At 59.3% G+C, this 26649-nt stretch carries 26 protein-coding genes and 1 tRNA gene; 12 read left to right on the forward strand and 15 right to left on the reverse strand.

Annotated features, from left to right (window positions below; translation table 11 throughout):
- Positions 1-125: 125 nt before the first annotated feature.
- Genes folD through JQ611_RS21295 form a run of 3 tightly spaced genes read right to left on the reverse strand, consistent with a single transcriptional unit; the run spans position 126 to position 1651 of the window.
- Positions 126-1010 carry a bifunctional methylenetetrahydrofolate dehydrogenase/methenyltetrahydrofolate cyclohydrolase FolD gene (folD, locus tag JQ611_RS21285; RefSeq protein WP_212268648.1) on the reverse strand — a complete coding sequence of 295 codons (885 nt, stop codon included), beginning with the start codon at positions 1008-1010 and terminating at the stop codon, positions 126-128.
- 1 nt (position 1011) lies between these two features.
- Positions 1012-1341 (reverse strand): DUF167 domain-containing protein, encoded by a 330-nt coding sequence (locus JQ611_RS21290; protein WP_212268647.1) that lies wholly within the window; start codon positions 1339-1341, stop codon positions 1012-1014.
- 19 nt (positions 1342-1360) lie between these two features.
- A complete protein-coding gene (locus JQ611_RS21295; protein ID WP_212268646.1) occupies positions 1361-1651 on the reverse strand; it encodes a YggT family protein in 291 nt (96 codons plus the stop codon).
- A 182-nt stretch (positions 1652-1833) separates the two neighbouring features.
- Here JQ611_RS21295 and JQ611_RS21300 point away from each other — a divergent pair.
- Positions 1834-1909, forward strand: a tRNA-Ala gene (locus JQ611_RS21300).
- Positions 1910-2052: 143 nt separating this feature from the next.
- Here JQ611_RS21300 and JQ611_RS21305 read toward each other — a convergent pair.
- From JQ611_RS21305 to JQ611_RS21335, 7 genes are all read right to left on the reverse strand, one after another.
- Positions 2053-2862, reverse strand: coding sequence for an enoyl-CoA hydratase (locus JQ611_RS21305; RefSeq protein ID WP_212389458.1), 810 nt, complete (start codon positions 2860-2862; stop codon positions 2053-2055).
- A gap of 129 nt (positions 2863-2991) precedes the next feature.
- Positions 2992-3798 carry a glutamine amidotransferase gene (locus tag JQ611_RS21310; RefSeq protein WP_212268644.1) on the reverse strand — a complete coding sequence of 269 codons (807 nt, stop codon included), beginning with the start codon at positions 3796-3798 and terminating at the stop codon, positions 2992-2994.
- Between the two features lie 140 nt (positions 3799-3938).
- A complete protein-coding gene (locus JQ611_RS21315; RefSeq protein ID WP_212466492.1) occupies positions 3939-4718 on the reverse strand; it encodes an SDR family oxidoreductase in 780 nt (259 codons plus the stop codon).
- A gap of 216 nt (positions 4719-4934) precedes the next feature.
- Positions 4935-5462, reverse strand: a complete 528-nt coding sequence (locus JQ611_RS21320) for a TerB family tellurite resistance protein (RefSeq protein WP_212268642.1) — start codon at positions 5460-5462, stop codon at positions 4935-4937.
- 204 nt (positions 5463-5666) lie between these two features.
- Positions 5667-7079, reverse strand: a complete 1413-nt coding sequence (locus JQ611_RS21325; protein WP_212466493.1) for an adenylate/guanylate cyclase domain-containing protein — start codon at positions 7077-7079, stop codon at positions 5667-5669.
- A gap of 57 nt (positions 7080-7136) precedes the next feature.
- Positions 7137-8540: a cytochrome P450 gene (locus JQ611_RS21330; protein ID WP_212268639.1), complete on the reverse strand. Its 1404-nt coding sequence runs from the start codon at positions 8538-8540 to the stop codon at positions 7137-7139.
- Positions 8541-8702: 162 nt separating this feature from the next.
- Positions 8703-10067, reverse strand: coding sequence for a hydrolase (locus JQ611_RS21335; protein ID WP_212268637.1), 1365 nt, complete (start codon positions 10065-10067; stop codon positions 8703-8705).
- Positions 10068-10216: 149 nt separating this feature from the next.
- Between JQ611_RS21335 and JQ611_RS21340 the strand changes: the two genes are divergently transcribed.
- Entirely contained in the window at positions 10217-11905 is a 1689-nt protein-coding gene (locus JQ611_RS21340; RefSeq protein ID WP_212268635.1) for an MFS transporter, read from the forward strand.
- A gap of 62 nt (positions 11906-11967) precedes the next feature.
- Here JQ611_RS21340 and JQ611_RS21345 read toward each other — a convergent pair whose 3' ends face one another.
- Together JQ611_RS21345 and JQ611_RS21350 are read right to left on the reverse strand one after the other, a co-directional pair.
- Complete coding sequence (locus JQ611_RS21345; RefSeq protein WP_212466494.1) at positions 11968-12183, reverse strand: hypothetical protein; 216 nt, start codon at positions 12181-12183, stop codon at positions 11968-11970.
- A 182-nt stretch (positions 12184-12365) separates the two neighbouring features.
- Complete coding sequence (locus JQ611_RS21350; RefSeq protein WP_212466495.1) at positions 12366-12644, reverse strand: hypothetical protein; 279 nt, start codon at positions 12642-12644, stop codon at positions 12366-12368.
- Positions 12645-12856: 212 nt separating this feature from the next.
- On the opposite strand from JQ611_RS21350, the gene JQ611_RS21355 reads away from it, so the two are divergent.
- The gene (locus JQ611_RS21355; RefSeq protein WP_212268629.1) at positions 12857-13873 is read left to right on the forward strand and encodes a polysaccharide deacetylase family protein; all 1017 of its coding nucleotides are present in this window, start codon (positions 12857-12859) and stop codon (positions 13871-13873) included.
- An 87-nt stretch (positions 13874-13960) separates the two neighbouring features.
- Here JQ611_RS21355 and JQ611_RS21360 read toward each other — a convergent pair whose 3' ends face one another.
- Both JQ611_RS21360 and JQ611_RS21365 read right to left on the reverse strand, forming a co-directional pair.
- Positions 13961-14422 carry a hypothetical protein gene (locus tag JQ611_RS21360; RefSeq protein ID WP_212466496.1) on the reverse strand — a complete coding sequence of 154 codons (462 nt, stop codon included), beginning with the start codon at positions 14420-14422 and terminating at the stop codon, positions 13961-13963.
- A 126-nt stretch (positions 14423-14548) separates the two neighbouring features.
- Entirely contained in the window at positions 14549-15289 is a 741-nt protein-coding gene (locus JQ611_RS21365) for a hypothetical protein (RefSeq protein WP_212466497.1), read from the reverse strand.
- A gap of 466 nt (positions 15290-15755) precedes the next feature.
- Between JQ611_RS21365 and JQ611_RS21370 the strand changes: the two genes are divergently transcribed.
- The 3 genes from JQ611_RS21370 to JQ611_RS21380 all read left to right on the forward strand — a co-directional run bounded on the left by JQ611_RS21370 (position 15756) and on the right by JQ611_RS21380 (position 18185).
- On the forward strand, positions 15756-15923 hold the full coding sequence (locus JQ611_RS21370) for a hypothetical protein (RefSeq protein ID WP_212268623.1): 168 nt from the start codon (positions 15756-15758) through the stop codon (positions 15921-15923).
- Between the two features lie 483 nt (positions 15924-16406).
- A complete protein-coding gene (locus JQ611_RS21375) occupies positions 16407-17336 on the forward strand; it encodes a glycosyltransferase family 2 protein (RefSeq protein WP_212268621.1) in 930 nt (309 codons plus the stop codon).
- 60 nt (positions 17337-17396) lie between these two features.
- A complete protein-coding gene (locus JQ611_RS21380; protein WP_212466498.1) occupies positions 17397-18185 on the forward strand; it encodes a class I SAM-dependent methyltransferase in 789 nt (262 codons plus the stop codon).
- Positions 18186-18191: 6 nt separating this feature from the next.
- Here JQ611_RS21380 and JQ611_RS21385 read toward each other — a convergent pair whose 3' ends face one another.
- Entirely contained in the window at positions 18192-19121 is a 930-nt protein-coding gene (locus JQ611_RS21385) for a GNAT family N-acetyltransferase (RefSeq protein WP_212466499.1), read from the reverse strand.
- A gap of 39 nt (positions 19122-19160) precedes the next feature.
- Between JQ611_RS21385 and galE the strand changes: the two genes are divergently transcribed.
- The 6 genes from galE (at position 19161) to JQ611_RS21415 (ending at position 26609) form a co-directional block, all read left to right on the forward strand.
- The gene (gene galE, locus JQ611_RS21390; RefSeq protein WP_212466500.1) at positions 19161-20147 is read left to right on the forward strand and encodes a UDP-glucose 4-epimerase GalE; all 987 of its coding nucleotides are present in this window, start codon (positions 19161-19163) and stop codon (positions 20145-20147) included.
- 340 nt (positions 20148-20487) lie between these two features.
- On the forward strand, positions 20488-22569 hold the full coding sequence (locus JQ611_RS21395) for a hypothetical protein (protein WP_212466501.1): 2082 nt from the start codon (positions 20488-20490) through the stop codon (positions 22567-22569).
- A 404-nt stretch (positions 22570-22973) separates the two neighbouring features.
- Positions 22974-24263, forward strand: a complete 1290-nt coding sequence (locus tag JQ611_RS21400) for a site-specific integrase (RefSeq protein WP_212466502.1) — start codon at positions 22974-22976, stop codon at positions 24261-24263.
- Positions 24260-24724, forward strand: a complete 465-nt coding sequence (locus tag JQ611_RS21405; RefSeq protein WP_212466503.1) for a hypothetical protein — start codon at positions 24260-24262, stop codon at positions 24722-24724. Before JQ611_RS21400 ends, JQ611_RS21405 begins: the two co-directional genes overlap by 4 nt.
- A 29-nt stretch (positions 24725-24753) precedes the next feature.
- A complete protein-coding gene (locus tag JQ611_RS21410; RefSeq protein WP_212466504.1) occupies positions 24754-24999 on the forward strand; it encodes a hypothetical protein in 246 nt (81 codons plus the stop codon).
- Between the two features lie 149 nt (positions 25000-25148).
- On the forward strand, positions 25149-26609 hold the full coding sequence (locus tag JQ611_RS21415) for a DEAD/DEAH box helicase (RefSeq protein WP_212466505.1): 1461 nt from the start codon (positions 25149-25151) through the stop codon (positions 26607-26609).
- Positions 26610-26649 lie beyond the last annotated feature (40 nt).

Genomic DNA, 26649 nt, shown 5'->3' on the forward strand with positions numbered 1-26649 from the left:
AGCGAGTCCAAGCAATCCAGCCCTCCATGCGGGGAAAGAATAGATTGCTTCGTCGCTGCGCTCCCGTGCGCAAACGCTTCGCGTTTGTCGCAGGCAATGACGAGGTGAGATTCGCGTGTGAGACCCTAAACAGCCGGCTTCGGCAACCCATGAATCGCACACGCCGCGCGCAGCGTGTTCACCAGCAGGCACGCCACCGTCATTTGCCCGACGCCGCCCGGCACCGGCGTGATCGCACCGGCGACGTTGAGCGCTTCGGCATAGGCGACGTCGCCGACCAGGCGCGTCTTGCCGTCGGCGGCCGGCAGGCGGTTGATGCCGACGTCGATCACGGTAGCGCCCGGCTTGATCCAGTCGCCGCGCACCATTTCCGGCTTGCCGACGGCCGCATAGACCAGATCGGCGCGGGCGCATAATTGCGCCAGATCGCGCGAGCGCGAATGTGCGATCGTCACCGTCGCGTTTTCATTGAGCAGCAACTGCACCAGGGGACGGCCGACCAGGTTGGAGCGGCCGATCACGATGGCGTTCATGCCCTCGAGCGAGGCATGCACGCTCTTGGTGAGAATAATGCAGCCGAGCGGCGTGCACGGCGACAGCGCGGCAAAGCCACCGGCGAGGCGCCCGGCATTGTTCGGATGCAGCCCGTCGACATCCTTGGCGGGATCGATCGCATTGATGACGGTCTCGGTATGCAGCGATTTCGGCAGCGGCAGTTGCACGAGAATGCCATGCACCGCGGGATCGCGATTGAGTTGCGCGATCAACGCCAGCAAGTCCGTCTGCGCGACGTCTTCGGGCAGCACGTGCTCGAACGACGCCATGCCGGCTTCCTGGGTCTGCTTGTGCTTGCTGCGGACATAGACCTGGCTCGCCGGGTCGCTGCCGACCAGCACCACCGCGAGCCCCGGAATTATCTGATGCGCGGCCTTGATCCGTGCGACCTCGCCGGCAACGCGGCCGCGGAGCTCTGCTGCAATGATCTTTCCATCGATGATGCGGGCGGTCATCTCAATCCTTCGTATCCGGTTTGACTGCGGTCAGCCTGCGCAAGGTATCGCCGAGCGATTTGGGATCGCCGTCGACGGCAACCTGCTTGAGACGCGATGTCACGCCCGACAGGATTTTCACCCTGGCCTTGGGCACGCCGAGCGCCTTTGCCATCAGTTCCATGACCGCGCGATTGGCCTCGCCGCCCTCGGCGATGGCGCGAACCCGCACCTTGACCACGGAACGCCCGTTGGCGAGCGTTTCAATCCCGTCGATGTCGTCGCGGCCGCCGCGCGGCGTGACCCGCAGCGCCACACTGATGCCCTCGGTGGAATAACGCCAAGGATCCATCAATTCGCGGCGCCCTCGATCAGATGACGTTGGGATAGATGTAGTAGGCGATCACCCGCTGGATGAACATGATGATCAGGATCAGGACAATCGGCGAGATGTCGAGCCCGCCCAGACTGGGCAGCATCCGGCGTATCGGCGCCAGCACCGGCTCGGTGATCCGGTAGAGGAATTCGGCCACCGCCGCGACGAACTGGTTGCGCGTATTCACGACATTGAAGGCTATCAGCCAGGACAGGATGGCGGAGGCGATCAAGAGCCAGATATAGAGGTCGAGGACGATGGAGATGATGTCGAGGACAGCGCGCATGATGGAGGGGGCTCGCAGGTGGGGTAACCTGCTAGATATCGGTTCATCCCCCCGCAAACAAGGGAAGTTCCCATCAAAAAGACCCCGGAATCGGCGCTTTAACCGTTCTTGACTTGACCTTGGGCCGGACTGTAAATGGCGCCGATTGTCGGTCGCCTGTTCTCAGTTTGGGCGGCCGCGACGGGGCCATAGCTCAGCTGGGAGAGCGCGTCGTTCGCAATGACGAGGTCGGCGGTTCGATCCCGCCTGGCTCCACCACGCTTCACGCTTCGCCCTTCGGGCTATGCGTGGCGCCCGGCATAGCCCGAAGGGCGACGACGGGCTGGTTCAACACACAGAGTACGTAGCGGGGTCTGCCGGAAAGTCCCGGATATCGCTTCGCTCATCCGGGCTACTCCCCCTCACTTCCCCGTAAACCTTGGCGGCCGCTTCTCCATGAAGCTCGCTACGCCCTCTTTGAAATCGCTGCCCTTGAGCGCGATCTGCATTTCCCGGTTGGCGTCGATGGTGGCCTCGGCGAGCGTCTGGAACGGCACGTCGTAGAGCTGGCGCTTGATCACCGAGATCGCGCTGGGCGAGACGAAATCGGCGAGGTCGCGGGCATAGGCGTAGGTTTGCTCGCGCAATTGATCCGGCGCATAGAGCCGGTTGACGAGGCCGATGCGCAGCGCTTCCTCGCTGGAAACGCGGCGCGAGGACATCAGCAGATCGAGCGCGTTGGCGTGGCCGACGATTCGCGGCAGCATCCAGCTGATGCCATGCTCGGCGATCAGCCCGCGGCGCGAGAACGCGGTCGTGAACACGGTGTTGTCGGCGGCAAAGCGCAGATCGCAATACAGCGCATGCACGAGGCCGATGCCGGCGGTGGCGCCGTTCAGCATGCCGATCACGGGTTTTGGAATCGCCGGGTAATAAGCGTAACGCGTCTGCCAGTCGGCACGCCGGTTCATGTCGAACGGCGTGTTCTCGCCGCGCCTGATTTCGTTGGGATCGATCCCCTTCAACCCTTCCATATCGGCGCCGGCGCAGAACGCGCGACCCGCGCCTGTCAGCACGATGACGCGCACATTGTCGTCGGCGGCCGCCGTTTCCATCGCATGGCGCACGTCGCGCTCCATGATCGCGGTCCACGCGTTCATGCGGTCCGGCCGGTTGAGCGTAATGGTCGCGACCTTCTCGCTGACCTCATAAAGAATATGCTGATAGTCCACGGCGATCTCCCTCTTGTTTTCTTTTATTGAGTTTCGCGCGCGAGCCTTTCGGCCACGCCTTGCGGACAGATTAGCACATCTGATGATTTTGAAAGGCGCGTGGAGGCGCGGGGAAATTCCGCGTGGCGGCTATTCGGCAGCTTCCGACATGATCGACATCGGCATGCGCTTGAGCCAGCCGGCGATGAATTGCTGCAGCCACTCGCGCTCAGCGACGTCGTGCACCGCGCGATCGGCGAAGTGCGAATGCGGCGCCCGCGCACCCGGCAAATCCATTGTCTCGCAGCGCGTGGTCCAGCGATGCATCATCGCGTAGGTCACGTCGGGGTGAAACTGGAAGCCGAAGGCATGGCCAGACTGGAACGCCTGCACCGGAAAGTCGTCGCCCTCCGCCAGCAATTCGGCGCCGACCGGCAGTTCGAACCCCTCGCGGTGCCAGTGGTAAACCTGATCCGGCCAGTTCGGGCAAACCGCGTGGCCGGCTTTCGTCGGGCGGATCGGGTAATAGCCGATCTGGGTACGGCCTTGCGGATGGGGTGCTACCGGCGCGCCCAATTGTTTGGCGAGCATCTGGGCGCCGAGGCAGACGCCGAGGAACGGCCGCTGCTCGCGCAGGGCAATTTCGATCCAGTCGATCTCCCGGCGCACATATTCGTCGCCGTCATTGGCGCTCATCGGGCCGCCGAAGATCACCGCGCCGGCATGCAGATCCAGCGTTTCCGGCAGGGGGTCGCCAAACCTCGGGCGGCGAATGTCGAGGGTATGCCCCAGCGCACGCAGCGCGTTGCCGACCCGGCCCGGCGTCGAGCTCTCCTGGTGCAGGACGATCAGGACCGGCAGCAGAGGTAGGGTTTCTTGGGTCGGTGCGGCAGCCAGCGCCCTCCGCCCCGGAAAGGGCAGGACGTTTTCGCCATTTTTTCGCGACCGGAACGACATCGATGCTCAGGGCCTCAAACCAAAACCATACCTAAGTGAGTCTTAATTTCAGGTGAGTTCATGCGGGGCCTGCAGATATTTGCAAATATCTGTAAGCAAATCGCGGGCCAGAGCGTCTGTGAGGCGTATCACGCCGCTTTTCAGCGCTTGCGCAGCTGGAAACGGCCGACCGCCGCCAGAATGAACGAGCGCGGGAAGAACCTGAGCAGGATCGGCACGATCTTGATGCCAAGACCGGGCAACACCGCGCGCTTGTTGGCCATCAGCCCGTCATAGGCCTGTCTGGCGACATCGGCGGGCAGGACGTTGAGGATCACCGAATCGAATCCGGGCGCAAAGCCGGCGCGGGCCTGGAACTCCGACGGCACCGGGCCCGGACACACCACGGTGACGCGGACGCCACGCGGCGCCAGTTCCGCCCGCATCGCTTCGGTGAACGACAATACATAGGCCTTCGACGCGTAATAGACCGCCATCCCCGGGCCGGGCAGAAAACCCGCGACCGAGCCCAGATTGAGCAGGCCGCCGCGATGGCGGATCAGCTGATCGGCAAACCGCAGTGACAGATCCGTCAGTGCACGGATGTTGACCGTGATCATGTCGAGCTGATCGGCGCGATCGCGCTGGATCGCTTTGCCGAACACGCCGAAGCCGGCATTGTTGACGACATATTCCACTTCGACGCCGGCCGCCGTCAGTGCGTCGGCAATCTGGTCGGTCGCCCCCGTTTGGGTGAGATCGCAGGGAATCACGATCGGCGCAGCACCGCCGGCCGCCGTGATTTCAGCCGCCAACGCCGTCAACCGGTCCGCGCGCCGCGCCACCAGCGCCACGCGATGGCCCCTGGAAGCAAACACGCGCGCCAGTTCGGTGCCGATGCCCGCCGATGCACCGGTAATCAGCGCCACACGCTCAGTCACGATCGAATGCTCTTAAAATGAATTACGGAAATGCCGCCCAACGGGAGAACGAGAGCATAGGCTTGTGGTGCGACGCAAGCCACCCCGCAAGCATATCGCCATGCAAAGGCACGCGTTTGCTGGATCGAAGTCCAGTATTTTCAGGGTCTATCGCGCGTCGGGATCGCGGGCCGCGCTCCACATTAAAGTTTCGTCATCTGCGGCTAGGCACAGCGCTTACGTCGTCGCGTCGGCCGCCTTCGTCGCGCCCGCGAGGGGCTTGCCTTGAGACTTGCCTTCGGAATTTCCTTGCCGCTCCGCGACACGGTGCTTGAGATCGATACGGTCGCGCGACGAGACGCCCAGGAGATCTGCGGCACGCCAGAGCACGTTATCCTCGAACTCGGTGACGTCACCGTCGGCATAGACCATTTCCCACATCATCTCGACGATGCGGAGCCTGCCCTCCTCATTCACGCTGCGCATGATGACGCTGGTGAAATGATAGAGATCGACCGCGTCGCCTTCGACCCGCGTCGCCGAGGCAATCAATCGGTCCGCGGTGCCGGGATCGAGCTCAAAGCGGCTTTCGATCAGGCTGTGCAATTTGCGCTTCTCCAGCGCCGTCGGCTCGCCGTCGAGCGAGACGACGTGAACCAGCAGCGCCGTCGCCGCCAGAAGATACCCGGTATCGTCGAACGCCCGATCCTGATTCGCATCGGGGGAGACAATGTCGGCGATGAATTGGCGAAGTCCGTCGAGCATCGACACCTCTATGGAACGAAGATTGATAGCGGTTATATGGCGTGGAAAATCAGGCCGCGCAATGCGCGGGGGCTGCTGGAGAAGCATTACGTTTACGCAATCTGGATCACGTCGTCATTCCGGGATGGTGCGTTAGCACCAGACCCGGAATCTCGAGATTCCGGGTTCGATGCTTCGCATCGCCCCGGAATGACGGACCCATCTCTACGGTATTTCGTACACCACGATCTTGTCGGCGATGCCGCGCAGCGCCGCCTGTTTCTGGATCGGCTTGATCGCTTCTCTCTCGAGGATGCCAGCAACCGCAGGCGACTCGATCACCGGACCGGTGATGTGCATTTCCTGCGAGGTCGACAGGCTCTGCACGCGCGCGGCGATATTCACGGTCTGGCCGAAATAGTCCTGGCGGTCGTTGAGCATGACCGCAAGACACGGGCCTTCGTGAATGCCGATCTTGACGACGAGGTCCTCGGTGCCGCGCGCAGCATTGAGGGCGTCCATCGCGGAGCGCATGCGCAAGCCTGCAACGATCGCGTGTTCAGGTTTGATGAACGTCGCCATCACGGCATCGCCAATCGTTTTGACGACGGCGCCCTTTTCCGACGAGATGATTTCCAGCAGCGCGTGGAAATGTGCGCGCACCAGATCGAACGCGGCGAGATCGCCGACCCGCTCGTACAAGGCGGTCGATCCTTTCAGATCGGTGAACAGGAAGGTCAGCGACGTGATCTTGAGGCGTTGATCGACGCTGAGATTGTCGGCCTTGAACACGTCGCGGAAGGTCTGGTTCGACAGCATCCGCTTGGCCGTGAGAAACGGTTTCCGCTTGCCGATCAGGTGATGCATCACATCACCCGCGATAAAGACCGTAGGCAACGTCCGCACATCGGCCTGATTGTCGAGCGACAATCGCAGCGGTCCTGGACGCAGGGTCCTGGTTCCGCCCGTCGGCGTCGCGGTCTTGTTGTAGACCAGCGACAGCTGCTGGCGTTCCTTGGTCGGCTCGCCCTGAACGTCGATGAACTCCGCCGAATGCGTCACCGGTTCGAACACGATGATGAATTCTTTCGGCAATTGCAGGGACAGCACCGCCTTCTCGCCCGCCGGCAGTTCGAGCGTATCCAGCGTCACTTCGTCGGCCAGCGTCGCGATATCAGCCGCGTCGAAATCGACGCCCGAACTCCAGAACATCTGTTTGTAGTATTCCCAGACCGGCAGCGTATTGGGATCATGCGCGGCGATACGCCTGACCCGCGGGCTGACGGTAAAGGCCACCTCGACCTGCTCGTCGACCGAGGCCTCGTAACCGCAGGCGCAAAGGCCGCAATGGTAGTCGTCCGGACTGAGCGATTTCAGCGTGCTGTGGGCGCCGAGCACACCGCCGCAACCGGGGCACAACACGTTCCAGGTCAGGTCGAACAATCCAAGCCGCGACGCGTGCAGAAAGCCCGAAATCACCCGCTCTTCGTCCAGCCCGCTGCGTTTCGCAAAATCCAGCACGTTGATGCGGTTGAGCTCATGGTCCTGGCCGTTCTCGACCGCAAGCCGGATCGCATCGGCCACCGCGGGATCGGCGGTCTGATTGAGCATGGAAAATTGCGCTTTTACGTCACTCATGATCGCAGCCTAGAGCAGTTTGAGCGGGCCTCCAAGCCAGGCAATGCGCCATGCGCATTACCGCGGCTCGATGGCAAACAGCGGTGAGCGGTCCGGCTGGGTCGTCACCACGCCGACCGGCATCACCGGCGCCTTGTCGACCATGCTGATACGGAACGCGCCGATCATCTTGGCCAGCGCCAGCACCGCCTCCACCAGCGCGAAATGCGCGCCGATGCAGACGCGCGCGCCGACGCCGAACGGCAGATAGGCGAAGCGATCGGGCGGCGTCCCCGTCATGAAGCGCGAGGGCACGAACGCGTTCGGATCACGCCAGAGCTTTTCGTGCCGGTGCAGCAGCCACGGCGCGATCAGCACGACGTCGTTTTTCTTCACCGGCATGCCGCCGATCGTATCCGGCCCGGCCGCCGCGCGTATGATCAGGAAAGCGGGCGGGTAAAGCCGCATGGTCTCGTCGACCACCGCGCGGGTGAATTTCAACCGCTCGATGTCAACCGCCCCGTTTACGGTGGCGAGCTCGCCATTGACGCTCGCGCCCTGCACCTCGGCCGCAACCTGTTCCTGGGTCGTGGGGTCGAGTGCCAGAAGATAGAGCGACCAGAACAGCGCGGTGGCAGTCGTCTCGTGGCCTGCGAGAATCATGGTCGCGACTTCATCGCCGAGTTGTTCGTCGGTGAAGGCATCGCCGGTTTCGGGATCGCGCGCCGCGCCCATCAGGTCGAACAGATCGCGCGGCGGGGCGCCTTCAGTCTTGCCGGCGGCGCGGCGCTCTTCCATCAGCATGCCGACAAAGGCCGTCCAGCGCTTGCGGAAGCGGGCGCGCGCGAAATCCTGCGGGCTTGGCCAGCGCGGCGGCAGCAGCATGTCGAGAAAATGCGGCGACGCCAGCCGCTCGCCATACTCCGTCACGAAATTGCGCAAGGCGGCGCCATGGCGGTCCATACCGAACGAAAACATCGTGCGTCCGGCAATCTCCAGCGTCATCCGCTGCATCGCTTCGCGCAAATCGACCGGCGCATTGCTGGCGGCCCTGAGCTTGGCGATGGTCTGGTCGGTAGCGGCCAGCATGTGCGGAACCAGCGTCGTCACCGCGCGCGGCGTGAAGGCCGGCGACAGCGTTCGGCGCTGATGTTTCCAGGCGCGTCCCTCGGCGGTCAACAATCCGTCGCCGACCAGCGGCCGTAGCACCCGGAAGCTGGCCGGCGTGCGCGTATAATTCTCGTAATTGTCGACCAGGACATGCCGGATGGCGTCCGGCGTGTTGAGAATGAAGGTGCTGCGCCGGAAAAAACGGCCGCGGACGATGTCCTCTTCATAGGCCCGCTGGCCCCAGCTGCCGATCACGTTCTCGCGGATCGCCTTGATCCGCCGCAGCATCGTCATGTCGTCAGGCGCACGCGGCGGGCTCGGTGGCACCAGCGGCTGCGCGACCGGCATGTCGTAGGCTTCGGCAATGCTCATGGGCGCCACTTTCGTAGCCCGGATGAGCGAAGCGATATCCGGGATGGTGCCAAAGCCCCGCATATCGCTGCGCTCATGCGGGCCAAAATCTATCCAATATCTATCTATGTCTCCGATCCCGGCATGACAAAGGCGTCGGCACCGGGAATGGTCGAGAAACAGCTAATAAGTCAGCTCAGCTACCGCAATCCGGTTTTCCGCTGCCGGCCAGGCCCGCGCCACGATTCGCTCCTGGTTGAACAGCGCCACCACGGCGCGGCCCGCCTCCTCGGCCGGAAGCCGCAAGGTGGTGACCGAATCGGTCGGCACGCCCGGTTTCACGTCCTTGGGCTCCTTGCCGTCGAACAGCACCACGTCGCGCGGCAGACCGAAATAGCCCCGCGGCCGCGACATCAGCACGACAGCGCCGGCCCCGGAATCGGCAGACCCGAGCGGCCGGGCGGCCCGCAAATGCAGGATGTCGGAGGAGCGCGGGAATGGCGAACGGTAAAAATGCGTCGTGGTCGCGTGCGGCGAGGTCAGCACGATTTCGAGGTACCAGCTGGGATCGACCTGCGCCGGACCCCAGCGGCCATCGGCGCCGGTCTGCGAAGAATGAATCGGCCCGCCATTGCGTTCGCCGGTCTCGGCGGAGACGCGATAGACGTCGACCGTTGCGCCGGAAACCGGACGGTTGGTCTGAACGCCGGTCGGCGTGCCCGTCACCAGCCCGCTCAGCCTGACCTGCGCTTCCGGCACGATATCGAGACGCGACGGTTCGCGGCCGGCAATGAATTTGTAGATCTCGCGGAACGCGCGCGGATGGTACGCGGTCTCGCGATGATCGATTGCCCCAAGCGCCAGATTGGTTGCTCCCTTCAGCGCCGGACCTTCTGCGGTCACGCCGGTTGGCGTGCCCGGCTTGCCGACGAAGCGGCCGTCGGCTTGCGCGAATTTGTCGATGCCATCGCTGCGCAGCGTCAGAAATGCCGTGCCCGCCGTAACCTCGTTTTCGCCCTCGTTGAGGCCGCGCAGAAAAGGCCCGCGGCCGTTGAACTCGCCGCCGAGGCCGTCGTCCCAGTCATAGACGCCGTGGTTGGGAACGCCGCACAGCACGGCATGGCCGACATCGCCGCCGCCGCCGTTCTTGACGTAGTTGCGTATCGAATTGCCGCCGCGCGAATTGCCGACCAGCGCGACGCGCGGCGCACCGGTGCGGCGCTTCAGTTCCTTGATCGCTTCCGCGAGTTCGCGGCGCTGGTCTTCGGTCGACGAACGGTTCGGCTGCTCCATCTTGTCGTCGCTGCGCGCCAGGGGATCGGTGAAGTTGATCGCGAACATCCGATCGTGCGGCACGCCGTTCGACTCCATCCGCCACAGCGTGGTGATCCAGAGAGCGGCATGATCGCCATTGCCGTGCACGAACAGGATCGGCGGAATCTCGGCGGCCGCAGGCACAGCCTGTGCCAACGCCCCGAATCCGAAGGGGCCGCCCAGCAAAGATAGCGCGCCGGCGCTTTTCAGGATCGATCGCCGCGATAGACTCATTATGTGACCTTCCGTTACTTTTCAGTACTTTAGCTGTGTCCTAGCACCACCGAGAGCGGTGTAACTACTGGACAGGGCGGGGTTTTCGCAGGCATCACTTTAAAATCAAATGGAATCAAACCAGTGACAGGGGACAGGCGGAACGGACCATGACCGACCAGCCGAAGCGCTCGCGTTTTGCCGCCGACAGCATCGCAGCGCCGCTACGGCACGCGGTGTTCCGCCGGATATGGCTCGCCAGCCTGGTGTCCAATCTCGGCCTGTTGATCCAGGGCGTCGGCGCGGCCTGGGCGATGACGCAGATGACGTCCTCGGCCGACAAGGTCGCATTGGTGCAAACCGCGCTGATGCTCCCCATCATGCTGATCTCGATGCCGGCCGGCGCCATCGCCGACATGCACGACCGGCGCGTCGTGGCGCTGGTCTCGCTGTCGATCGCACTGGTCGGCGCCACCGCGCTGACCGTGCTGGCGTGGCTTGACCTCGTCACCCCGAATGTGCTGCTGGCGCTGTGCTTCATCGTCGGCTGCGGCATGGCGTTGTTCGGGCCGGCCTGGCAGGCCTCGGTCAGCGAGCAGGTGCCGGCGGAAACATTGCCGCAGGCCGTCGCGCTCAACGGCATCAGCTATAACATCGCGCGAAGCTTTGGACCGGCGGTCGGCGGCATCGTGGTCGCGACCGCGGGTGCGGTCGCGGCGTTCGCGGTCAACGCGGTGCTCTATCTGCCGCTGATGGTCGTGCTGTTCCTGTGGAACCGCACCCATGAGCCGTCGCGCCTGCCGCGCGAGCGCCTCAACCGCGCGATGGTCTCCGGCGTGCGCTATATCGCCAACTCGCCGTCGATCCGCATCGTGCTGATACGAACATTGGTCACCGGCCTGATCGGCGGTTCGGTCTCTGCGCTGATGCCGCTGGTGGCGCGCGATCTCTTGCATGGCGGCGCGCAAACCTACGGCATCATGTTGGGCGCCTTCGGCATGGGCGCCGTTATCGGCGCGCTCAATATCACGGAAGTGCGCAAGCGGCTGAGCGGCGAAGCCGCGGTGCGCGCCTGCGCGATATCGATGGCCGGCGCGATTGCCGCGGTGGCGTTCAGCAAGAACGCGGCGCTGACCGCAGCGGCCCTCGTGCTCGCCGGCGGCGTGTGGATGCTGGCGGTCGCGCTGTTCAACATCGGCGTGCAGCTCTCGGCGCCGCGCTGGGTCGCGGGCCGCTCGCTGGCAGCCTTCCAGGCCGCGATCGCCGGCGGCATCGCGGTCGGAAGCTGGGGCTGGGGCCATCTTACGGACTACGCCGGCGTCGAGGCGGCATTGCTGGTCTCCGCAGGCCTGATGCTGGTTTCGCCTGTTCTCGGCATTTGGCTTCGCATGCCGCCGGTCGGCGCGCGCAACGAGGCTGCCACCGAAGTGCTGGCCGATCCCGAAGTGCGGCTGTCGCTGACCGGACGCAGCGGACCGCTGGTGGTCGAGATCGAATATCGCGTGGCGCAGGACAACGCCCGGCTGTTCCACAACGTGATGCAGGAAGTGCAGCTGAGCCGCCAGCGCAACGGCGCCTATGGCTGGTCGATCGCGCGCGACATCGCCGATCCCGAATTGTGGACCGAACGCTATCACTGCCCGACCTGGCTGGATTATCTGCGCCAGCGCAACCGCGCGACGCAATCCGAACGCGCGTTGCATCAGCGCGCGATCGACTTCCACCTCGGACCCGAGCCGATCCGCGTGCGCCGCATGCTGGAGCGGCCGTTCGGATCGGTGCGCTGGAAGGAAGATACGCCCGACCGCGCCGCCAACGAGGTGTTGCCGGTCGCGACCGTGGCGGGGAGCAGTACGTAGATATCTCACCATCGTTATTCCGGGGCGCGACGTAGTCGCGAGCCCGGAATGACGGGAGTGCGTTACCGCCCGTGGCTCGCCAGCGTTTGCTGACAGCCCTTGCTGATACGGGCGCGGTTCTGCTGCAGGCACGCCAGCACGACCATGTCGCCGTCATTCATCTGGGCGCGGCAAAACCGCGAGACGTCGCGGGCGCAGGCGTCATGGCCCGGCTGCTGCTGCGCCGAAGCCATTGAGGTCATCAGAACCAAGGGAATAACGAAAAGAAATCTGGTCATCTTAGTTGCCTTCACACACAGCAATAAACGATCCCCGCCTTCTATCGCGTTTTCAGGCGAAAGCCAGCCCGGACCTGATCCGGCAAAAGACGGTTTGGTGCAGGAAGTCAGCGGCCGGGAAACGAAAAAACGCCTGCGTCGCATCGACGCAAGCGCTTTTCGAGAGCCGAAGCGGAATGGGATTATTGCGCGGCGACCTTGCTGGACTTCTGCGCGGCGAAATCGCGGTCCATCACCGCGCGGCAACCGCTGGAGAGATTGCCGCGATTCTTGACCATGCAGGCGGTGATCTTCGGAATGTTCGGGATTTCGGAGCTGCAGAGGCGGAAGGCATCGCCCGTGCACTGCGAGCGGGCTTCTTCGCTGAAGGCGTAGCCCGCGGTCGAGGTAACAGCGGAAAGCGAAGCGGCAACGGCCAGCACGACACTGACGTTGCGAACGGTGGTGAAGAAAGCGGTCATTTTCGGCTCCCATTGGCGCCGCGGATGCGGGGCCCCTTGTTGATGACCGCACCATGCACCGGGGTTCCCACACCCCGCTGTGACGTTCATCACACAGAGATAAGCCCCTAATTTTCCTGAACTCCCGGCGCCGTGTTGGGGAGGCGTTAAGACCTTATTGGCATTAATGGCCCGTTGCGTTGTGTCCCTTGCGTTATGTGGAAAGTGTAGCGATGCGTAATGCGTTAGGCCTGATGCTGGCCACTGTTGTTTCGGCGGCTGTGATCGCCGGTGTTTGGTTCTGGACCTCCTCGCCGCGTGCTGATGCGGCCCCTCAAACTGTCGCCGCCCGCAAGGCCGAGCCGTTGCCGGCCGCCGCCAAGCCAAAGGATGACGTCGAGGTAACGGCTTCGCTCACGAAGCCGGCCCCGCCGCCGGCACCTGCTGCGCCGGTGGTCGCAAAATCCGTTTGCGCCAATCCCGATGCGCTCGGCGTCAGCCGCACCGTCATTATCGACACCACGGGCGGACCGGGTTTCGGTTTCCTGCAATACAAGCAATTCGACTTCCTGACCGAGAAAGAGGTCGTGCTGACCTTCGACGACGGTCCGTGGCCGACCACGCCTGCGGTGCTGAAGGCGCTGGCGGACGAATGCACCAAGGCGGTGTTCTTCCCGGTCGGCAAGCACACCACCTATCACCCGGAAATCCTCCGCCAGGTTTTCGTAGCCGGCCACACCGTCGGCTCGCACACCTGGTCGCACGCGCATCTCGACAGCAAGAAGATGACGGAAGCGCAGGCCAAGGAAGAGATCGAGAAGGGCTTCAGCGCCGTGAAGATGGCGATCGGCGCTGCACCCGCGCCGTTCTTCCGCTTCCCCGGGCTCGGACACACCCAACCCACGCTGGCCTATCTCGGCACGCGAAACATCTCGATGTTCTCGGTCGACGTCGATTCCAACGACTTCAAATCGAGCGGTCCCGACCAGGTCATCCAGAACGTCATGACCAAGCTCGACAAGCAGGGCAAAGGCGTCATCCTGATGCACGATCTGCAGAAGCACACGGCAACCGCCTTGCCGACGCTGCTGCGCCGCCTCAAGGCCGGTGGCTACAAGGTCGTGCTGATGAAGGCCAAGGTGCAGCTTGAGACCTTGGCCGAGTATGATGCGATGCTGGTCAAGGACCTCAAGGTCCCGACCGTTGCCAGCCGCCCGATCGCCAGCGTGGTGCAGACGGCTCAGGACTAAGGCGATCGCGGCAGCGCCGCCAACGCAATCATCCCAAGCAGCAACGCGCCCCCGGATTGATCCGGGGGCGCATCTTGTTTTCTCGGATTACCAGTAGATGCCGTGCCGACGCAGTTCGTTGATGATGCGCGCTTCGTTCCAGTAACGCTTCTTCCGGGGCTTATCGTAGCGCGGACCATCGTCATACGGCCGACGCGAGTCCGAGTATCGGGGGTCGTCCTTGTATTTCGGCTCATCCCGATATCGCGGTTCTTCCTTGTATCGCGGCTCGTCCCTGTAGCGTTCGGGCTTGGGTTCGACGATCGCCGGCCGCTCGACATACTTCGGAGCCTCGGTCTTCGGCGCGTCCGCCTTTGGCGCTTCGGCTGCTTGCGGGAGTTCCGCAACGCGCGGAGCTTCGGCGGTCTGCGAAATGGTGTTTGCCTTGGGGGCGGGTGCCGGGGCGGTCGTCTGCAGGCCGCTTCCGGCCAGCGAGAGGCTCCGGTTATCCCCTCCTTGCGCGGTGGCAGACGCCAAAACGAACCCTGCGATCAGAATGAGTTTGCGCATGATGTGTCTCCCGTTTTTGGTGGCGGGAAAACTAGGCGAGGACCGCGGATCGTTATGTGAGATAGGTCACGTAAGGGCGTGTACGATGGGCGGGGTGCCGGCATTCGAACCCGTGGGCGCACAACACTAGCGGGGCCGTGCTGCGCCGTCGGCCAGTTCCAGGGGATCTTGAGCGGCCTCAAAACGGGGAATGATGTCGGCGGGAAGTGCAACCAGCTTTGCTGCACGGTTGATGGACGATCCAAATACGGTGGCTGCCGCGACGTGCTTTGCCAGTTGCGTGTAGTCGTTCCAAATCAAATAGAACATCAGTGGTGGCTGCTCTCCATTATCAAGCAATTGGCTGGCGCGTTCGCCGGCTCCCTCGGTGAGCCACCATTGGTGCGCCAACGTGACAATCCTTCGAAAATTACGAATCGTGCCGGACTGCTTGCCGGGGTGAACGCCGGACAATTGAGCGCAATGTGTCAGCCAATTGAGGCCAGCCAAAATAGCGATCGCAAAATCGGTCGTCGCAGTTCCGGTGAAATCGATCACGGTCTCGTCGTGAGGGCGCTGAAACAGATAAGCGTTCATCATCTCGATCTGGCGGTCCGCACCGGTCAGCAACTCGAATTGCGGGCTTGGCACCATCGTCACATATCGCATCGCTTCGAGCCGGGTGTGATCCCAAACCGAGCTGATATCGCCATCCAGATCCGAAAGCGCCCGCTTGCAGGCCGGATAGATCAGTTTGCCGTTATCGGCATCATCGAGGTATCGCGGAACGCGGCTGCGTATTTCTTCAAGGATCGCGTGCGGTCCGCCAACGCGCCCCGTGTCGGCGGACTTCGTCGAAGGCTTTTTCGATTTCCACCAGTCAAACACTGCCTTGCCCTCTGGCCAGGCTAAGAAATCAGGAGCAAAGCCAGATAATAGCGACTGCCATTGGCAAGCCCAAGACCAGGGCAACGGCAATTGTCGATGTGAATGCGGAAAGCAAATTTACCCCCAGTTGCACCTTGCCCGGTTCAGACATGGCTCTACTCCACGGTTCGGAAAGGCAAAAAGCCGGTCACCGGGACAGCGGAGACGGCTTCTCGCCGCACACTCGTTTCCAGAAGGGACGACGCAGGGTGCGCCGACATGGTTAATGGAGGGTTAACGGCGCGGGATGGGCACGGAAAATGCCGGCACGGCCACCTCGGGGCTGAGAACAGCGGGCACCATCGCTGGAACGTAGTCGGCTACAGAACCAGCTGTTACCTGGGGAACAGCGCGCCGATTCACCTTCAAGCATTCTCCCAATCACAGGACGCGAACGGTCGCGCCCGACCCAACAGGAGCGAGAGCCATGAACACGCAAACCCAGCAGATTGCCGCCCCTGACGTGCTGACCGATGAAGCGCTTGCAGCCGTGTACGGCGGCGCGAAGCAGCAAGTTACGAAAGCGGAATATGAGCGCATCCTTGCCAAGATGATCGCTGACAGTAAGCCCAAAACTTTTTTTGGATTGTTCTAGATAGATCTCGAGCCCTGAGGTTGGCGGAATGATCTCGGTACTCCGCAAGACGCCTCGGATCCGTCGGAAAGCTGGTGCCGCAAACAGGACTCGAACCTGTTACCCCGTCATTGCTTGGGATGGTGCAGCAGTTCGTCTAAGGCCCGTCAAACCGCAAAAGCTGGTGCCACAGGGTCCCCTCGGCCAGTTAGCTAATAGTATCTTGGCGGGTCTTCGCCGGTCCCCGCGTCCCCGCGACAAGTCGCGTACCGGGCCTGGCTTTGATTCTCCATTCGTAATCTGGCCGCATGAAGCGCGGCTTATTACAGAACGATTTGTGCCTGCACGAGTGAGAGAATCTAGGGACGGCGCCCATCAGGGAAACCCTAAGCGTCGAGATTTGACACTCTCTTCAATTGCGGTTCCAATCAAAACAATGATCTGGGCAAACTGTCGGAAGCAGTCCCAGAAGTACGTAAATCCCGCCAATAGTGGTCGACACGAATGCAAATTTCCGTAGTAGTCCCGGCTCATAACGAGCAAGAGAACTTGCCGGTATTGCTTGATCAGATTCTCAACGCTATTCCGACGGGGTTGCATGAAATAATTGTCGTGGATGATGGAAGCACCGACGACTCTCTTGCCCTTGTCAAGGCGGCGTCTCACTCAGATCAACGGATAAAATATATCGGGTTCTCGCGAAATTTCGGGCACCAGACTGCTCTCCGCGCCGGATTGAGGGCCGCGACTGGCGACTGCGTCATCACCATGGATGCCGACCTTCAACATCCTCCGCGCCTGCTTCCTGACTTGGTGTCGAAGTGGCGTGAAGGTTTCAAGATTGTTTTGACCATACGAAAGGATGTCGAAAATCTTTCTGGCTTTAAGCGTCTAACTTCCTCCCTCTTTTATAAGCTCATGAATTCTGTCTCGGACGTTTCAATCGATCCAGGGAGTGCTGATTTCCGTTTGCTCGATCGCAAAGTAGTGGACGTTATCAACAACCTTTCCGAACATGATTTTTTCCTTCGAGGCATCATTCCCTGGGTCGGATTTCCCGTTACGAAAATTGATTATACACCGGATCAGAGGCTATACGGTTCGACCAAGTATTCCCTGCGAAAGATGATCTCGTTCGCGATCACCGGTGTTATTGCAAATAGCGTTCAGCCCCTGAGGCTGGCTACAATTCTAGCTCTCATTATCGCAAGTCTTAGTGCTCTCTACGCGATGTACGCGATGATGATATTCCTGACTTATGGCCGAGTCGTTCCCGGCTGGACATCAGTTGCATTGGTGGTCTCGGTCATCGGGGCACTCCAGCTGTTTGTGCTCGGAGTGGTGGGAGAGTATGTGGGAAGAATTCTTCGGGAGACCCGGAACCGACCTGGATATGTGATTTCGCAATCAAACATTGATCGAGCAGGAGAATGATGGCGGTCTTTCGACACGAGGATGTCTATACCATCCATACAGACCTCGGAGGTCGCGCACATGGACGATAAGAAAGTGCAGCTGCTGGAACGGCAACGAGAGCATTTCAATTCGATTGCCGATCGTTACCATGAAGGACGGCAAGCCTCCAATCATCGCTTCCTAAAAGATCTGATGTGGAGTGATATCTTCTCCAGTTTTCAGAATCTAAAGGGCTCGCATCTCGATGTTCTCGAGCCGATGTGTGGATTTTGCGACGGGTATGATATCGTCCGAAATCACCTTTCAGCAGATATCAGCTACCAGGGATTCGATTATAGCGACGCGGTTGTTGAGTCGATCAAGAAGACCAATCCCGGAATTCAAGTATGGCAAGCCGATGCAACCAAGTATTTGCCCGCAGTCGATAGTTATGACCTGATCATCTTGATTGGTGGCCTCCATCACACCCCCCTGGACGCACAAGACATTGTTAGAAACCTCACAACAGGTTTACGAACTGGCGGTCTGTTTGTCAGCTATGAGCCGACGCACGGCAACCCGCTTTTTCGAATGGTGCGCGAAGGCATCTATAAGAACAACTCTTTGTTCGATGAACAAACCGAACGTGCGTTTCCTGTAAGTGAGCTCTGCAAATTGTTTGTTGACGCTGGATTAAGGCGAGAGCTCATCCGATATCCAGGCCTGCTTTCCTACATTCTCTACTACAATCCCGACGCATTTCCTGCCCTGAACATTGGTGGGAAATCGTTTGTGAGTTTGTTGTACTCGTTCGATAAGCTCTTTTATAAAAATGCAATGGGACGGGCGCTCTCGTTTGCAACGCTTTCAGTTTGGCAAAAACCATAGGGGCATTTAGAGCCCATCCCAATCGCCGATCTGGACGTTCCAATCAGCTGGAACTTGCTCGGCGCCGGGTGCCCGAAAATAGAGCGACTGACGTTTTGGCAGTAGAACTTGCGGAAGTCGCAGATATCTTCTTCTTAAGCTGGGGTACAACGGCGGGCTGGTCATAATGAAATTCGCTTGCATGCCCTTGCCCGCACCGACGCTTTCTGATTCCTTTATCAGATCAGCAAGTGCCCTTTCGCTGCGAGCTGCGACTTCCATGACTATGCCGACCTTGCGTCCAAAGATATTGAACGATCTTTGCACGCAATACCCTTCTTCTCTCTGAATGATGTCGTATCGACAAGCCGGATTTTTCTTGTATCTCCATTCAAGATATTCTCGGTTTCTGAAGAACGAGTAACTGCCATCGCGATCAACTGGATTGAAATCTCCAAAGGTGATCCGACTATTTCCAGGATCATCAAGCCTCGATCTTGTCGCAAAGGGATTTAGAGGTCTTACAAACGTCAGCACATCAGCGGCGAGCCCGAAGCCTTGGCTCTCGATCCCCCGCCTCGAGTTTTCGTTGGGGAAACAGACAAGGAGTTGGCTCCCTAGTTTTTCAACCAATGCGCTCAGGCATGTGCGATAATGGCCCTTACTTCGTTGTGAAGGGAGCGTTGCGATGTCCCCTACTTGCCATCCGTTTTTTACACCAGAGGGCGTGCGGAATAACGTTGGAATCGCAGAGACGCTGGAAACGATCGTTCCCTTGTCCCGAACTCTGGAAATTACGGTCTCGCCAACGGGCGAGAAATACTTCCAGAGATAGAACTCCCGAGTTAGTGTCGCCCCGATTTGGTTCGCCCAAGTAGACCGTTCGAATGCCTCGCGTAGCAATCGAATGTGACGATCAATATCCAGTTCGCGGGCGTTGACGACTGTGACTTGCATTTTCGTGCTCGACTCGGTCAATCGAAAAGAGGGCCAACAATGGCAATATTGGTGACTGGTGGCGCCGGCTATATCGGCGCTCACACAGTTTTGGCGCTGCTAGAACGAGGGCTTTGCCCAATCGTCATAGACGATCTTTCCGCCGGATTCGGTGACTTTGTGCCAAAGAATGTTGAACTCGTCGTCGGAGATATCGGTAATAGGGATCTGGTAATCGACGTCATTCAGAAGAATAAAATAGATACCATTATTCATTTTGCGGGAAAGGTGGATGTTGCGGAGTCGATCGCGAATCCAATGGAATACTATCTAACCAATACGATCAAGGCTCAATCGATCATCAAAGCCGCTGCGGATAGCGGAGTCAAAACGTTCATTTTTTCCTCGACTGCAGCTGTGTACGGGCGATCGGAATCCTCTTTAGTACATGAGGCGTCCCCGCTAGCTCCGATCTCCCCCTACGGTCGGTCAAAGCTGATGACAGAGCAAATCCTTGGCGATGCCCACGCTGCTCACGGCTTAAACTATGCGATCCTTAGGTATTTTAATGTGGCGGGCGCTGATCCTGGCGGGCGATGTGGACAGGTTACACGAAACGCTACTCATCTTATCAAGACGGCTTTGTCGGTCATAATCGGGCGCAGGCCGTTTATCGAGATTTACGGCGATGATTATTCGACGCGAGATGGCACCTGCATCCGTGATTTCATCCATGTTTCGGACGTTGCCAGCGCACATATCTTCGCGCTCGAACATCTACAAACTGCGGGGGAAAGCATCACCTTGAATTGCGGCTACGGCAGAGGCTATTCCGTAAAGGAGGTCTTGAAGGCGGTAGAGACCGTGACGGGTAAAACAATTCCAAAGCGTATCGCCAGCAGGAGGATCGGTGATCCAGTGTCACTCGTCTCAGATAGTTCACGCTTACGCGGTCTAGGATGGAAGCCAAAGTTCGACAATTTGTCCACGATCATCGAACACGCTTACAGTTGGGAAATGACTTTGGCTAATTACGACCCGGAGTAATCTCGTTCGATGGGGGTCAGTTCATTTTCGTTGGAATCGCTGCCGCTTACGATAGCGAGTTAGTTGGCCATCGGCGTGACCCATCGGGTCATGGACGATATCAAAGCCATCCGAACCGCGACCCTCGCTCAGCCCACTTCAGTGATGGCAAGATAGGGCGGCACTGTGGTAGCAACTGAATCGATGTCGACCCCCGCCCCTCTCGCTTCTTGCCGTTTAAACGTATGACTTTATCGGACGATACCTTATGAGCTCCCAATATTATGCGACTGCGATAAGCCTTTTTAGACGCAGTTGGCATGCAACGCGACGAGTGCGGCTATTTTTACAGCAGCATTATGTGGAAATACTCGCGTTTATCTGGCCAGTCATCTTCTTGCATCGCTATTTGATCGGGAGCGTCGGCGGCCGCTATTCCCTGACGATCAGCAACGATTTCCTATTATACTACGTGTACAAGCCTTATTTGCTGGATTTCTATGCGCAACTTCGCATGCCGATTTGGTCGCCGACTGAGGCAGCCGGCTTTTCCCTGATTGGAAGTGCGCTCGCCCAACCATTCTATCCGCCGACTATCCTTCTCATTGCTTTCTACCGCGTGGTCGGTGGGTTCAGCAGCTTTGACTATCATTGGTACACCATACTCCATGTCTGCCTCTTCAGTTTGGGAATCGTAATTTGGCTACGCCGCCAACTGGGCCTTTCAGCACGAGCCGCGTTGTTTGCTGCGCTCATTATCGCAGTCAGCTTCAAGATGACCGACATTCTGCGGTTCCCAAACGCAGTGTTCAGCGTAGCCTGGTATCCGTGGATACTCATTGGATTGACGTTATGCACGCGTAAGGGCTTCGGGTTGGTCGGATGGCTTGTCACGATTGCCTCGACCTTGAATCTTTGCACCGCTGGCTATCCATACTTCATAATCTACGCCCTATTTCTAATCGGACCCTACTTGTTGATCGTGAGCTACGGCCCGACGCGAGGTGTCATCTCCTTGAACGAAGGAGTTCCAGGAGGGGGATTTCTCAAAAATCTGGTGGTGGGTACCTCCGCCCTGACAATTGGAGGTCTGGCAAGCTTGCCTTGGCTGTTGGAAGTGCGCCAGATCTTGAGCTTTACCGCCGCGCGCTCAACTGCTGACTATGAGTTCGCCACCAGATACTCTTACTCGCCACTTCAGACTCTCGGTGCCTACGTCTTCCCGCCCGTGGGAAATCCAGAGGGGTGGGTCTATTTCGGTACGCTCAGCCTCTTCATCATTTCATTCTTCGTGGTGATTGTGCTGCACAGGCCCAAGACGCGAAGCGCGGACTTTTGGCTCATTGTACTCAGCGCATGCTGGATCGCGACCGTAACTGGCATGACACTCGGGCGGTATTCATATTTGTTTGACATGGTCTGGAGCACATTTCCTTTTCTGCAAGGTCTGCGAATTTGGGGCCGCCTGAATATCGTATTGCTTCCGGTCTTCGCGCTCCTTCTTGCTCGCGCTTGGCAAGTCTTCGAAACACAGCTGATTTCGCCAAGCGATCTATCTCGGTCGTGTAAGTTCGCTCTGTATTCATTCATGGCACTCGTGGTCGCAGTTCAACTCGGCCTTTTGTTCGGTGCAACGTTTGATTACTACTGGCTCCATTATGCCGTAGCTCAGCTTGGGCCCGCTTGGTGGTACCCGCTCATGGGCGTCGTTTCTGCGCTGACGATGGCATTCTTCATGTCTACAGCCGTTCGCCGCAAAATCTCCATACCGCCAGCGGCATTTTTGATTGTTTGCGTCGGCGTTATCACCGTTGATATTTGGCCGGAGTCCAGCACGCAGTGGGCAGCTCGTTATCCCGACCGATACAGCACCCGCGTAACGCACCCTATCGCGGATCAGGTCTCCGCCGGATTTACCGCTCCACGTCGGAGTGTTTATGGAGCAATTTGGCCGGAGTTTCTCCCATCGTTTAACCTCGGAGTCGTCTCCGCTTGGTACAGTGAGGGTTATGTCCGCTTTTATAATCGTTACTTCAATGGGGATGCTAGCGTACGGCCGGACCTGCCGGCGGAGGAACGCGCGGCGCTAGAAACTTTCCTCGGCATCCGTGATGGCTCCAGGCTGTTCTTGACCCGAACTCTCGACCACCCCACTATCGCCAGCTTCCTGGCTGATGCGCGTGAAGTGGAGCAGAGCAGCCGCATAACTGTTGAGCGCTATGATGGGACCGAACTCCGCGTCCGCATCACCGCAGGCGAGCCGCTGATCTTAAGCTTTGTTGACAATTGGCTCCCTGGCTGGAACGCGACTGTGAACGACAAGCGAAGGACTATCGAACTGTTGTTCGGAACCTTCAAAGCCTTACGTGTCGATCCAGGGGAAAATGAAGTTCGGTTCACATATCGTCCGGAGATGTTGAAGTATTTCTCGGCGACCCCTTAGCTTCGTTTTCATCTATCTCGGCAACACAGTGCCCGAATTGCTTGTCTGTCAGTCATAGCTTCTTCGCGAAAGTCGCTTTCGGGGTAGGAGACTTACTCGTCGGATATTTTGACCGGAATCCGCAGTGGTCTTCCCGTTACTCCGAAATACGCTCGGGTCCGCTTTCGCCCATTAGGCGAAGTGGTGCCGCAAACAGGACTCGAACCTGTGACCCCGTCATTACGAATGACATCTTCAGACGCATCAACCTCAGTCAAATCTGATCAAATGGAACGGCGCGCAATATAATTACGTAACATTATCAGTTAGTTACAGCCTAAACTCCCTTTTTCTCTGATCAAATCGCGACATCTCGTTATCCAACTGTTACATTGGTTATTGCATTGGTTAATAGGATCCGCAGGATGCCGGCCGCGAAGATCACTGACGCATGGGTTCGCAACCTCACCTGGGCTAAGGCCGTCAACCAATATCGCAAAGGTGACAAGCCCGACCCGAAACAGATCACGTTCATCGATACGATGGATCGCGGCCTTGCACTCGTGCTGGTCTTGGGCGCGGGCGGAACCAAAGCCTTTCGGGTAATGACCTACGTCCGGAGCAAGGCGCAAAGCACGAAAATCGGCACCTATCCCAACCTGTCGGTCAAGGATGCCCGCAACAAGGCTCGCGAGTTCCATAGAAACCCCGACAGGTTCAAGGAACAGGCCGCTGCGGCGGAAAATACCTTCAAGGCGGTCGCGGAAGAATATCTCCGACGCGAGTGCGGCATGCTGCGTGATGCTGACGGAAAAGCAACATTCAAAGGTGGAAAGTTGCGCAGCGGTGCATGGCGGCGCGGCGTGTTGGAACGCCTCGTCTACAATGCCATTGGGGACCGTCCAATCGGTGACATCAGGCGCTCAGAAATCGTCGGGTTTCTCGACAAGATTGAGGCCGGCGAGTTGACCAACGACAAACGCGGCCCGATCAGAGGCGGTCCGGTGATGGCCGATCAGACCCTCGCCATCATTCGTAAAATCATGAATTGGTGGGCCGCGCGGTCCGACGACTTCCGGTCGCCGATCGTTCGCGGTATGGCCCGCACCAAGCCCAAGGACAGGGCGCGTGAGCGTATCCTGACCGATGACGAGCTGCGCACTGTTTGGAAAACAGCCGAGGACAGCAAGGGCCCGTTTGAACGCTTCTTGCAATTCCTGCTGCTAACTGCTGCACGCCGCACGGAAGCTGCGGGTTTGACCTCCGCTGAATTATCGAATGACAATTGGACCCTTCCCTCGGCTAGAAACAAGACCAAGGTCGACCTCGTTCGTCCGCTAAGCGATGAGGCAATGCGCGTCCTGTCACGGTTGCCAAGAATTGTCGGGTGCGATTTCGTTTTCAGTACGGACGGCAAATCGCCAATTAGCGGCTTCAGCAAGTTCAAAAAGGCGTTCGACGCAGAATGCGGGATCACGGGTTGGACGCTACATGACCTACGGCGCACTGCGCGATCGCTCATGAGCAGGGCGGGTGTTCCGAGCGACCACGCCGAAATCTGTCTCGGTCACGTGATTGCTGGTGTTAGAGGTACTTACGACCGTTACAAGTATCACGCGGAGAAAAAGGCGGCGTTCACAGCGCTGGCGGCGCAAATTGATCGCATTGTTTATCCCAGGGAAAATGTCGTGGAGATCGGGTCGTCGCGGTCATGAGCAAGCGCACCTTCAGTTATGACAGCGAGGCTCGCCGACGCGCCACGAAGCGCAGGGTGGCGGTATACACGTTGGATGAGTGCCTTCTCAAAGCCAAACGGGGGGATAAGGCCCCCCTGGCAAGGCACCTGCGAGAGGGCTGTACAATCGTTGAACAACGACACCTCGATGCACTCGCCGACTTGATTTCGGCTCCGAAGAGAGGAAAGGGCCGCCCTCGCGGTCATGATCCATCGGAAAGGGCTCAAGCACTTCGAATTATTGTTGGGATGGTCCGACGACTTGAACGCGATTGGCTCGCGAAAAATCCGAACAAGGCATTCCGAGGACGCCGGAAGAAAATTGCGGAGGCACTTGCCATGATCGGAGACGACGATTTTTCGTTTGCCGATCCCATTACCGAAGCGGAAATTTACGCCGCATTGAACAGCGGCGGCTCTTCCCAGAAAAATCGGAATTAATTCGATAAAACTTCGCGAGTTTTTGCCGCATGCTCGATATCCAATTCGAGGTGCACGACATGACTAAGCATGACCATCAGCCCGTGACTACTATCATCGACGACCATCTTTATCCTCGCGACCAGGCAATCCGTTTTTTGGGCGGCGTAAGCACCCCAACTCTCCGTCGGATGGAAAAGGAAGGCGTTCTGAAGCCGATCCGGCTGAACAAACGATCGGCGACTGCGCAAGTCTATTACAAAGGTAAGAACATTCGCGAAGCGCAGGACGAATGAGGCCGACCGCGCCTCCGCAAGATGTGACATCCGCAATCTAAAGCGCGCGTGCCCCGACGCTCAGTCTGGGCCAGCAAGCCATAACTGCAGCCAAAAAATGGGTTCTGCGCCAACGCGCAGGCCTACTGAACATCAGCAAAGGTGAGGACATGCCCAACGACCGCACCGGCTATCTCGGCCGCAAGCACAATCTTGAGCTGCAACAAAATAGGCCGCAATTGCGCCGATATCAACTTGATGACCTTGCAGCGATAAACAACGCCTTCGAGGAAGATCGTTGCGTTCTTTATCAAGGGCCAACCGGCAGCGGCAAAACCGTGCTGGCTACTGAGTTCATTCGACGTCGGTGCGATAGACGCATCCTCGTTGTTACCCATCGCGACGAAATCATGCGGCAGTTTTCGCGCGCGTTCGAGCGCTTAGATCTTGAACACGGCATTATCGCACCCGGCTATCCTGAAACCAAGCGCAGGGTGCAATTGGCTTTGGTGATGACCCTGTCGCGCCGCTTGGGCCGGATGGACCAAACACCTACTTTGATCATCATCGACGAAGCGCACCACGCGGCGGCCAAGACTTTGCGCAAGATCATCCGGGCATTTCCGCATGCAGACATTTTAGGCCTGACCGCAACACCTAGAAGACTTGACGGCAAGCCGCTCGATGACATCTTCGACAAGATGGTGACCGGACCTTCGGTTGCGAAGCTGATCGATGAAGGCTGGCTCGCCCCGGTAACGGTGTTTGTACCTCCACGCATTCCCGATTTAGCCAGAGTGAAGATCCGGGCTGGAGATTATAATCTTGGTCAACTTGGTCCAGAAATGTACAAGGGGATTATCGTTGACGGCGCAATTGCGGAATATGAACGGCGTTGCCCGAAGGCGCCGGCGATCGTGTTCTGCGTCGATATTCACCATTCGAAGCTCGTGGCCGAGGCTTTCCGCGGTCGGGGTTACCGCTGCAAACACGTTGACGGCGGCACACCACGCAAGCAACGGCGCGCGCTAATACGGGCGTTGGGCAACGGTCGCATCGATGTCTTGACGAACTGCGGTCTTATAGCCGAGGGGCTCGACGTGCCGGGCGTTGAATGTGTCATCTGCCTGCGGCCCACGCAATCGCTCGCATTGTATTTGCAGATGGTTGGCCGTGCCCTGCGGCCCGGCAAGGAGAGGGCAATCATTCTCGATCACGCCGGCAACGTGTATAGGCATGGGTTGCCAACTGCGGGACGCCGGTGGTCATTGCACGGCAGTCTGCTCGACGATTGCGGCGATGGCCTGCGCCGGTGCCGAGTTTGCGGTGCCGTTAATCCACAGGGTGCCGTCGAATGCACCAACTGCGGTGAACAGCTCTCGCAAGGCCCGCGAAAGGCGCCGATGATCATCCCCGGGCAGAGATTGGCCGAAGCAATCGCAACGCCGGTCACTGATGGCGATATTGCGGGTATGACGTACCAAGAATGCTTGAAGTGGGCTCGGGCAGACGGAGGCAAATTTAGCGGCGATCGTCTCAAGCGTATCGCGAGGGTACGCGGCTTTAAACCTGGATGGGTTTATTACGCGCGGCGTGAGGGGAAGAGGGCGGGGTCCGACCGTGCGGCGTAGACGCATCATCGAGACCTCCTTGGAGATGAACAATTCAGCC

The organism is Bradyrhizobium sp. AUGA SZCCT0182, from assembly GCF_018130185.1.
Taxonomy (GTDB): Bacteria; Pseudomonadota; Alphaproteobacteria; order Rhizobiales; family Xanthobacteraceae; genus Bradyrhizobium.